6 protein-coding genes are annotated in these 4,315 nt (G+C 58.3%); 1 reads left to right on the top strand and 5 read right to left on the bottom strand.

Features of this window, described 5'->3' with window-relative positions; genetic code table 11:
* Together QZ408_RS14710 and QZ408_RS14705 are read right to left on the bottom strand one after the other, a co-directional pair.
* Positions 1–278, bottom strand: a 278-nt coding sequence (locus QZ408_RS14710; protein ID WP_292492801.1) for a nucleotidyltransferase domain-containing protein, incomplete at its 3' end; no start/stop codon positions are given.
* Positions 279–319: 41 nt separating this feature from the next.
* Positions 320–583 (bottom strand): hypothetical protein, encoded by a 264-nt coding sequence (locus QZ408_RS14705; RefSeq protein ID WP_292490821.1) that lies wholly within the window; start codon positions 581–583, stop codon positions 320–322.
* A gap of 343 nt (positions 584–926) precedes the next feature.
* Between QZ408_RS14705 and QZ408_RS14700 the strand changes: the two genes are divergently transcribed.
* Positions 927–2,045, top strand: a complete 1,119-nt coding sequence (locus tag QZ408_RS14700; RefSeq protein WP_292490820.1) for a PDDEXK nuclease domain-containing protein — start codon at positions 927–929, stop codon at positions 2,043–2,045.
* 70 nt (positions 2,046–2,115) lie between these two features.
* Here QZ408_RS14700 and QZ408_RS14695 read toward each other — a convergent pair whose 3' ends face one another.
* From QZ408_RS14695 to tnpA, 3 genes are all read right to left on the bottom strand, one after another.
* The gene (locus QZ408_RS14695; RefSeq protein WP_292490819.1) at positions 2,116–2,430 is read right to left on the bottom strand and encodes a hypothetical protein; all 315 of its coding nucleotides are present in this window, start codon (positions 2,428–2,430) and stop codon (positions 2,116–2,118) included.
* A 121-nt stretch (positions 2,431–2,551) separates the two neighbouring features.
* Entirely contained in the window at positions 2,552–3,811 is a 1,260-nt protein-coding gene (locus QZ408_RS14690; RefSeq protein ID WP_292490818.1) for a transposase, read from the bottom strand.
* Complete coding sequence (tnpA, locus tag QZ408_RS14685; RefSeq protein WP_292490817.1) at positions 3,789–4,220, bottom strand: IS200/IS605 family transposase; 432 nt, start codon at positions 4,218–4,220, stop codon at positions 3,789–3,791. Before tnpA ends, QZ408_RS14690 begins: the two co-directional genes overlap by 23 nt.
* Positions 4,221–4,315: the final 95 nt, after the last annotated feature.

Genomic DNA, 4,315 nt, shown 5'->3' with positions numbered 1-4,315 from the left:
GAGACCGGGGCGGTGTTGAGGATCTTCACGTCAGCCTCAAAGCGGTAACAAAACCCTCGCTCAAGTTCCCGCTCGATCTTCCGCGCGAACCGCATCGCCTGGTAGGGGGTGGGCTCGCCGGTGACGAGGATTGCCACGTCCACGTCGCCGAAATCCCCCTGCGAGAACGTTCCGAAGACATATCCCACCTCGATCTCGTCAAATCCGGCGAGGACCGTGTGGATGGTGCGGAGAACTGCTTCTCTCTCCTCCGCATCCAGCAGGTGGCGTCGTCTCATATCGTTGTATCTCTTCCGCATCGCATATCATTCTTTCCCGCTTACCGGCAGATCCCCCCCTTCCCGTCGCAGGAGAGGGGCCGGCAGTTGACGTAGACCGGGACGACCTGCCGGGTCTCCTCCCCGAACGCGGAAAAGACCCGGCGGACGGTGGTGGTCTTCCCGGCCCCCGGCGGGCCGCGGAGGAGGAAGGCGAGTTCCTTGACCTGGGCGTCGCGGTGGTGGAGGTGGTCGGGCATGGAGGCGAAGTCAAAGACATCAGGATCTCTGAAAAGGGTCTGGTCGGCGCGGAGGAGACGTTTCATAGGAGAGGCTGGAGAAGGGGGGGATTGATAAAGGCTGGCCGTGCGCGGGTCGAAAGTGAAGGGGGGAAGAGTCCCCTTCACGCCAGGGCGGGCACGCCGTCGGGATAAACGCATCCGTCATCGGGAACAGAGGGCATCTCACCGCCACGTTTATCGGTTCTCCTCTCGATCTCCTAGTAATCGGGTGAAACCGGCGATGCTGATGGGAGTGGGAGGAACTGCTCGGGGCAAGATCCCCCGGCATTACGCCGATGAGGACCTCGATCGAGACACTCCTGGGGCCAGGCCCCAATGGAGCCTCAACCGCCTGTCTTGAACGGGAACGGATAGAGGAGGAGATACATTGGAAAAGCCAGCAGGGAGAACGGCCGGAAGAGAACTGGAAGTGACTATTTCTCCTCTCATCAGAGAGATCCGGGATATCGTCCAGAAAGCCCGCCTGACCGTAGCACAGAACGTCAACTCGATACAGGTCGTCACCAACTTCGAGATCGGCAGGCGGATCGTCGAACATGAGCAGCAAGGGAAGCCGAAGGCGGGGTATGGGAAACAGACCGTGCAGGAGCTTTCACGCCAGCTGACCGAAGAGTTCGGGAGAGGGTTTTCCAAAAGAAATCTTGAGTATATGCGCCGATTTTACCTTGAATACTGCGGATCGGCTTCCCCGGCAGTGCCGTGTCAGTCAGATACGGCCGTTTCTGCCGGGCAACCAATTGCGCAAACACTGTCTGCGCAATTCACCCCCCGGTTTGCTCTCAGCTGGTCCCACTATGTCTTCCTGATGAACATCGACAACCGGGAAGAGCGCCGGTTCTACGAGATCGAGGCTCAACAGAACCGCTGGTCGCTCTCGGAACTCAAACGGCAGTTCGACGCCGGCCTGTATGAGCGGCTTGCGCTCAGCCGGGACAGGAGCGGTGTGAGGGCCCTCGCCCACACCGGCCACGTCATCGAGAAGCCACAGGATATGCTCAAAGACCCGTATGTTCTTGAATTTCTCGGCCTGGACGAGAAGGCCCGCTACAGAGAGATCGATCTCGAATCGGCCATCATCGACAAACTGGAGACGTTTCTCCTCGAGCTGGGCAAAGGCTTCCTCTTCGAAGCGCGACAGAAGCGGCTTACCTTCGATGCCGACCATTACTTCGTGGACCTTGTCTTCTACAACCGTATCCTCCGATGTTACGTCCTGATCGACCTCAAGATTGGAAAGATTACCCACAGCGATCTCGGCCAGATGCAGATGTATGTCAACTACTATGACAGGGAAGTCAAACTCGATGACGAACATCCGACCGTCGGGATCATCCTGTGCAAGATGAAGAACGACGCACTGGTAGAACTCACTCTCCCGAAAGATGCCAATATCTACGCTTCCCGGTATCAGGTCTATCTTCCTTCAAAAGAGGAACTCAAGAAAAGACTGATCGAATGGTCGGAAGACGCGCCGGGGGCAGAGTGATTACCTGATGATGCTGACCCGGTTCAATTAAGGTTACATAGGGTCGAAAGTGAAAGGGGGGTCTCCCCTCTCACGCCAGCGCGGGCACGCCATCGGCCCAGGTCTCGACCGCGGTCCGGATGGCGTCGTCCTCTCCGGACGAGATCCGGACGGTCTTTTTGGTGAAGGTGACGTAGTAGTCGTCACCCGAGGTGTCGTGGCACTTGAGCTGGGCGTAGTAGGTCTCGCCGGGGCCGTTGCGGAGGGCATCGGTTGCACCCATCGCGGTCGCAAGGGCCGCGTTATCCAGCACCTCCGCGGCGTTCGCCTCATACGCGGCGATCGTCGGGGACTGGAGCGAGACAGTCCCGAGGCGCTTGCCGGTATCCTCGTCGACGAAGTTCACTCATCAAGGTGTAGTGCTCGCGGTTCCGGACGACCGGGTCGACGAGCACGCCATCGGACCCGGTATACCCGATGCACCCGAAGGGGTTGTCGGCGATGACCGACTGGACGAGGGTGGTGAACTACCCCCCGCTTGCGCAGGGGGCTTCCTGCGAGTGCCTGGGGATCGCGGGGACCCTCAGACCTGTTTGTCGCAGATTACCGGTGAACTCCCGGTAGCCCGTCCACAGGGCATTCTGTGATAGGTATCGGAGCATGATGTTGATCGCGGCGTTCCTGTCGCGGTCGAGCACGGTACCACACTCACAATGCATAACACGGTCTCGAACGGTCATCTCTGCGTGGATCTTCCCACAGCAGTAGCACGTCTTGCTCGTGTACTCTTCGCCGATCTCTATTACCTGTTTACCTGCAAGGATCGCCTTGTAGGTCAGAAATCCGGCAAACCGCGCAAGGTATCCGGTTCCTTGCGTAGACCTGTTCATCTGCCTCGTTGCCGACTTGGACTTCGGCATCTTCTTCACGGAGAGATCCCCGATGATAATCGTGCCAGCTTTGGTGTTCTCGACAAGTTTCTTACTCTGTTTGTGCTGGAAGTCGTTGAGCTGGTTGCTCCGCTTCCGTTCCATCGTCCGTTTGGCCGCATTGTAACGGATCCAGCGTCTGCTTGGCTTCGGGTCTTTGCTCTTCTTCCGGCAGTGGTCCCTCCGGGCCTGCACGGCCTCGATCTTTGGGTTCCAGTACCGATCCGGTCGACTGTTCTGCACCTCGATGAACTTACCCTGGCTGTTGACCGCCGTCTGCTTGATCAGCCCGAGATCCCAGGCCTGATACTGCCCGTTCTCGACGGGGGTCAGGGGGATGACTTCTTCGACCACGGCGAGGTACCATTTTCCTTTGCAGTCCCGAAACACCTCGACCTGTTTGACCACCCCGAACTCCCGCTCGGGGATCGGGAAGGACAGTTCTCCCTGATCGGGGAGGTTGTGCGACAGCCGGATCGCAGCGTTGGTGACCTTGAACCCGGACTGGTTGTGCTTCAGGGTGGTGAAGTAGTGTCGTCCCTTGAAGCCCGGCGGGTTGGCGTCTTCGTCGCCGTTCTTGCGGAGCTCGAAGAATGACTTGTAGTCGGCATCAAGGGTCTTGAGCGTCATCTGCAAAACTTTGGCGTTGACGAACCGTAACTCGGGCCACTCTTGCTTCAACCCGGGGAGGTCGTTCTGCTGTTTGATGTAGTTGACCCCCGTGACCCCGGCAGCATAGGCATCCCGCCGCTCGTTGAGGGCCCGGTTGTACAGTTTCCGGTTGATCTCGGATAACTCCCACAGGACGGCTTCCTGCTCCGCAGTAGGATAGATCCTAATCTTCCGGGTCAACTGCATACCGGTCCTCGGCCTGACGGTCTACATACTTCTTCAGGATATCGAGCGTCACCTGCCCAGTCGTGGCAAGGAAATAGGATCTCGACCAGAACGCATCGCGCCAGAGCACCTGCTTGACTTCCGGGAAGTTCCGCCGGATCTCCCGGGAGGTGATGGTCTTGAGGGCGTTGATGTACTTCGGGAGATCCAAGGTGGGACCGGCTTTGAACAGCATGTGGAAGTGGTCCGTGCTGCACTCGATGTTGGTGACCTCAACCCCGAAGGTCTCGGATATACCGTGGATCTTGGTCTTCAGGAGATCCACATACCGGTCATCGACAAAGACCTTTCTCCGGTACTTGACACACTGTACCAAGTGGTAGTGCAGGGCGTAGACCGAATGGGCCCCCTTGTCAAGCCGGTAGTCCATAGTTGCTATTTGGAAGGGGTAACTATAAAGATTCCGGTTGGCACGAGGACGGCTCTCATCCCCCAGCTTGCGCAGGGGGACTTCTCGCCTATTAA

Source organism: Methanoculleus sp. 10 (genome assembly GCF_913757945.1).
In the GTDB taxonomy this organism is placed as follows: Archaea; Halobacteriota; Methanomicrobia; order Methanomicrobiales; family Methanoculleaceae; genus Methanoculleus.
This window is presented reverse-complemented; position numbering and strand designations above follow the sequence as displayed.

Bases quoted from the DNA above. Each gene is read 5' to 3' on its own strand.
- QZ408_RS14690 (WP_292490818.1), bottom strand. From the start codon at position 3,811: ATGCAGTTGACCCGGAAGATTAGGATCTATCCTACTGCGGAGCAGGAA.
- tnpA (WP_292490817.1), bottom strand. From the start codon at position 4,220: ATGGACTACCGGCTTGACAAGGGGGCCCATTCGGTCTACGCCCTGCAC.
- QZ408_RS14705 (WP_292490821.1), bottom strand. From the start codon at position 583: ATGAAACGTCTCCTCCGCGCCGACCAGACCCTTTTCAGAGATCCTGAT.